This window comes from Candidatus Igneacidithiobacillus taiwanensis (assembly GCF_031962545.1).
Lineage (GTDB): Bacteria > Pseudomonadota > Gammaproteobacteria > Acidithiobacillales > Acidithiobacillaceae > Igneacidithiobacillus > Igneacidithiobacillus taiwanensis.
In genome coordinates, this window is record NZ_JAVRKK010000151.1 from 1 (window position 1) to 4,882 (window position 4,882).

Consider the following 4,882-nt stretch of genomic DNA (forward strand, 5'->3'; position numbering starts at 1 on the left):
GAAGATCCACATCGCCGCGAATGCGCGCCAGCAAGCCCTTTTGTCCACTCACGGGGATCACCTGCGCGCGATCGATACAAAGCCGGGTGGCCGTTCGCTCGGCCTGCAGCTCGATCTCCTCGGCGATTTCAAAGGGGTCACGCAATTCATCCCAAAGGGTGTCGATCTTATTGAGCACGACCAACTGCCGTTGTTTGGTATTTTTTTTGAGATATTGCTCCCAAATGATCAGGTCACTTTGGGTCACCCCCGTATCGACTCCCAGCAAAAAAATGACCGCTTCGGCCTCGGCCAACATACTGAAAGTCAGCTCCGGTTCTGCGCCTATGGCGTTCAGGCCCGGGGTGTCGAGGACGGTCAAACCGGCATCGAGGATCGGATGGGGTAAGAACAACATGGCATGACGCCAACGGGGGATCAGGACTTTACCCAAGCCGCAGGAAGGACAAACTGTATTTTCTCGATTCTTACTGACCCGATTCAAGGGCGGACAAAGTCCGAGACGACGCGCCTCTTCAATGGGGACGCAAATGGTTTCGGTCAAGACCTTCAGACGACTGCCGCTTGCCTTACCATCGGCTTCCCAAGCCATTCGGGTCCAGGCACTCCCGGCCCTTTTCAGTTTCTCGATGCTGACATCCATACTCCGACTGGAGATGGGCAAGAGTTGCAAGCCCGGCCGTCCCTGGGGTGCACCGCGAATCTCCACCGGACACATGGTGGTCTGTCCGGAGCTGGTCGGCAGAAATCGTTGCCCCATATCGGCAAAAAACAAGGCGTTGATCAATTCGCTCTTGCCCCGGGAGAACTCGCCCACCACCGCCAGGCGCAACGTATCTTGCTCAATGGCAACTGCTTGATTTTCGATGCGCAGGATACTGCCACCAGGCAGGAGTCCCAGTTCGCTGGTCAACTCCGCCAATTGATGGAGCGAGTCAGCGACTTCTGCTCGCCAATGGGCGAAGGATTCCAGGCTACTGAGGATGGGCGAAGAGCGTGCCCAGTCAGGCATAAGGGAAAAAACCATAATTCTTCCAACGTTGAGCTGTTATTAAATAGGTGGGTAGCAACCGCCCCAGCACCAAGGATTTTCGATTGCTCTATAATAATTCCTTGCCCGTCCACAATGCATCCACGAATTATGGCTGCAAATTCAGGGTACATCTTCGCCAAAAGGCGAAGAGGAAGAATCCGTCAAGGACCAGAGCTTGCACAGCAGGGTCTGACTGAGTTTCAGGATAACGTCCCGTTCGCTTTCCCGGCGTGCATCATCCAATCCATCCAGACCCAGGAACCCGATCATCGCCCCATGGATCCGCTCATGGAGCGCGCCAATTTCCCGATACAGCGGATGATCCCCCATGCTGGCGGCCTGACTATCATACCATTGGCCGAAACGACACCGGTGCGGGCCATCGGGCGCCATGGCCTGGGCCTGTTCTTCCGGATCGGCCTGACCGGAGAGGAGACGCTGCAACCAGCGGCGGTGCGCCAATGCGGCCCAGAAGAGTTTGCGATGTTCCACATGCCAGGGATGATGGGCCCAAAAAGTCCATTCCTTTGGAGCTCGCCAATGGGCTATCCAGGCCGGGATTTCTTCCAGGGCCATGGGATGGCCGATAAAAAACCCTTGCGCCTTGAAGCAGCCCAGGGCCTGCAGGATCTCGCCATGCTCCTCGGACTCTACCCCCTCGGCCACCAAGGGGATACCCATCGTCCGGGCCGTTGTGATCATGCCGGAGACAATGGCGAGATTGCGTTCATTGTCCAGCAGGGCGCGGATGAAGCCCGCATCGAGCTTGATCTGGCTTACCGGCAGTTCCTGCAGGTAACGCAAAGAGGCATAGCCGCTGCCGAAATCATCCAGGGAAACGCGGATGCCCTGCCCTTCCAGGGCGCTGATAATGCTGCGCGCCAATGGGATGTCGCGCAGCAGGGATGTTTCCGTGACCTCGATGAGCAAGTGTCTGCAGGCGTCAGGATACTCTGCCGACAAGGCCTGAATACGGGACAGAAAGCCGTCGGATAGAAACCCTACCGCGCAGATGTTCACCGAAAGATAGCCATCATGACCCATGGCAGCCAGTTGCGGCCAAGCGGACAGAGCCTGGCGTAAGATATATACTCCGAAAAGGCCATGGCCAGGGGTAGTCGTGACTCTACGGCCGCCATGAAGTATTCCGGTTCTATGGCCTGACCATTTTCATCGTGCCAGCGGGATAGGACCTCAAAGCCCAGCAATTTTCCCGTCGGCAACCCCACCACGGGCTGGAATACCAGACGGATCTCACCGCGCGTCATAGCCTGTGGAAGGCGCGCACGCAAGGACTGCAACCACTGCCGCTCCTTCTCCAGAGACTTCGTAAAGATCTGTACCACACCTTTGCCCCGACGCTTAGCCTCATACAAGGCAAGATCGGCATGGCGCATGAGAGTTTCGGCATCGTCGCCATCCCGGGGAGAGAAAGCAATCCCCAGACTGCAACTTACATCCAACTCGCTACCGTCAGGAAGGCGCAGATTGCCGGAAAGAGCGCCCTGGACCCGGTCCACGACGGGCCAGAACGCAGTCATGCTCTCGGCCCGCAGGAGCAGTCCGAATTCATCTCCGCCCAAGCGGGCAACGGTATCGCCCTCGCGCAGCACCCGGCGCAAGCGTTCCGCCCATTCCCGCAGCAGACTATCCCCCGCGCCGTGACCAAAACGGTCGTTCACTTCCTTGAAGTCATCCATGTCGAGGAAGCCCACGGCGAGGATCTCCTCTTTCCGTGTCCCCGCAGCGATGGCCTGCTGGATCCGATCCTGGAACAGCACCCGGTTGGGAAGTCCCGTGAGATCGTCATAAAGCGCGCGATGGGCTAATTGCTGCAACTCCTCATGGCGCTCCAGGGCAAAGCCGATGTCGCTCGCCCCCTCTTCGAGCAAACGCGCCACGCTGGCGGAGAAGTAGTCCGTCTTGTCCGTATAGGCCGCCAGGACGGCCACCACTCGGCCCTTCTGCCGGATGGGGAAGGCGGCGACGCTGCGGATACCAAAGCGCTGGTAATAGGGCTGCCAATGATCCAGGTCCGGGCAGGATGCCACATCGCCGATGATCACCGTTTTTTCCGTGCGTACGGCCTGTGCCGCAGGGCCCCGACCCTCAGGTCGTTCAGGATCCAGGACAATGTGGATGTCCGTCAGATCCAGCCCCGGTACGTCGGGAAAGTGGGCGGCGATATCGATTTTGCCCGCAGCCTGCTGCACCCAGCCGATCCACATCAAGTGAAATCCCATATGCCGTGCCAGAATGGCGCAACTCTCGCGCAAGAGCCGTTCGGGATCGGGATCGTGGATGATGAGCTGATTGATTTCCGTGAGGGCTTGATAGCAGGCCAGATAGCGATCGGCTTCCGCCCGTGCGGCTTCCAGCTCGGTGATTTCCGGGGCTAAGGTCAGCAGCCCTACGACTTTCCCCTGCTCCTCCAGCGGCACCTTGAAGGTCCGGAAACTGCGTTCTCCGATGTGCTCGATATCTTCGGATAGAGCCCGCCTGGTTAGGGACTGGCGATCTGCCACATTGCAGATCCCAACCGCATCCGGACCAAGGAGTTCGGCATCGCTGCGTCCCACATAATCCACTCCCGTCAGACCGAAGAGGTCGAGAATGGCCGGATTGGCATAGACCCAGCGCAACTCAGCATCCTTAGAGCAATACCGGATAGGGCCAGGCAGAAAGGCTTTGCAGCAGATGGCCCCAGGCGGTTAAGGCAGTTGTGGTGAGATCGCCCATCGCGGATCTCCATACTGATGAAGGAAGCGTGATCGTGGCGGGGAATCCTGTTTTGGACAATCGATTTGGCTCAGTCCGCGCCGCGGGAAAACGCCAACCAATCTTACTGGAAAGCTGCTCCTTCTCACGCCCTATGCGGCTCCATAAAAGCCAAAATTTTATGTGCCAGGGTCTGGGTATCGGCATCAGCGGACAACACGACCAGGAGCAAGGTATCAGCACTCAGGGGGAGGAAAAGGGCGGCGTGATGCTGGCAGCGAATGGTGATTTCCTGGGTGGGACATTCTGCCAGGCCGTTGCCGATGTGCTCGGCAAGACGCAGGACCGCCGCCCCGGCAATACCAATGAGCCCGGCATCGGCCACCGTTTCGCCCTCCTGATGTAAAATGGCACCGTCCATGGAAATCAGCACCACACCCTTTGCTTGCGCAGAGCTTTCCTGGATCTGCCTGGTCAGTGCCAAAAATTGCTCTTGTTTCATGCGCTAGCTCCGGTGGGAATGGGGAACTGGAAGTCTTTTTCACTGAGGATGTCCAAGCCACACTCCAATCCCTCCAACCAGTCGAGGAAGGCGGCCACGGTATCCTTACCGCGGAAGGAAGCACCATGTTGGGGCACGATCCACTCGATATCCATTTTTCGGGCCATTTGCACCCACAGCCGACAGACCTTGTTCCCACTCATGTAGCGGCGATGAAAACCGTCCATGCCGGAGAGGGCACGGTGGGCATGGAAGGCCTCGGCTCCCTCTACGGTCTGGGCGGCATCGGCACCACTGACCAGATTGGCCCCCAGATCGCCAGAGAAAAGGATCTTGCTCACCGGGTCATAGACCTGGAAATTGCCAACGGCATGGAGGTAGTGGGCGGGAAGGAGGTGCAGTTCCTGACCGGCCAGAGAGATCACCATACCCGGTGCAGGGATGCCGATGACCCGACCGGCGGTCATACCTTTCGTGCAGAAGTGGGGCAGGAAACGCGTCCATTCTTGGGCAATGAGGATCTTGGCATCGGTGATGAGCAGCCAGCCGTTGGCCGAGGCGACGATATCTGGATCCTCATGGGAGGCAAAGACATAGTCGAGGTGGGCGGGTAGGAAATGCTCGGCCAT

The 4,882-nt window shown here is 58.3% G+C and carries 5 protein-coding genes; all 5 read right to left on the reverse strand.

All coding sequences use genetic code 11. The features are described from left to right. The coding region (locus RTI30_RS12505; RefSeq protein WP_312283906.1) for a dynamin family protein at positions 1-1,027 on the reverse strand (1,027 nt) is incomplete at its 3' end. A 126-nt stretch (positions 1,028-1,153) separates the two neighbouring features. Further along, positions 1,154-2,077 (reverse strand): EAL domain-containing protein, encoded by a 924-nt coding sequence (locus RTI30_RS12510; RefSeq protein ID WP_312283907.1) that lies wholly within the window; start codon positions 2,075-2,077, stop codon positions 1,154-1,156. Continuing rightward, a complete protein-coding gene (locus RTI30_RS12515; protein ID WP_312283910.1) occupies positions 2,050-3,732 on the reverse strand; it encodes a diguanylate cyclase domain-containing protein in 1,683 nt (560 codons plus the stop codon). The genes RTI30_RS12510 and RTI30_RS12515 overlap by 28 nt, the downstream gene beginning before the upstream one ends. A gap of 164 nt (positions 3,733-3,896) precedes the next feature. Further along, the gene (locus RTI30_RS12520; RefSeq protein ID WP_312283908.1) at positions 3,897-4,253 is read right to left on the reverse strand and encodes a hypothetical protein; all 357 of its coding nucleotides are present in this window, start codon (positions 4,251-4,253) and stop codon (positions 3,897-3,899) included. Next, a partial coding sequence (locus tag RTI30_RS12525) for an MBL fold metallo-hydrolase (RefSeq protein ID WP_312283909.1) occupies positions 4,250-4,882 on the reverse strand: 633 nt, incomplete at its 5' end. The genes RTI30_RS12520 and RTI30_RS12525, both read right to left, overlap by 4 nt.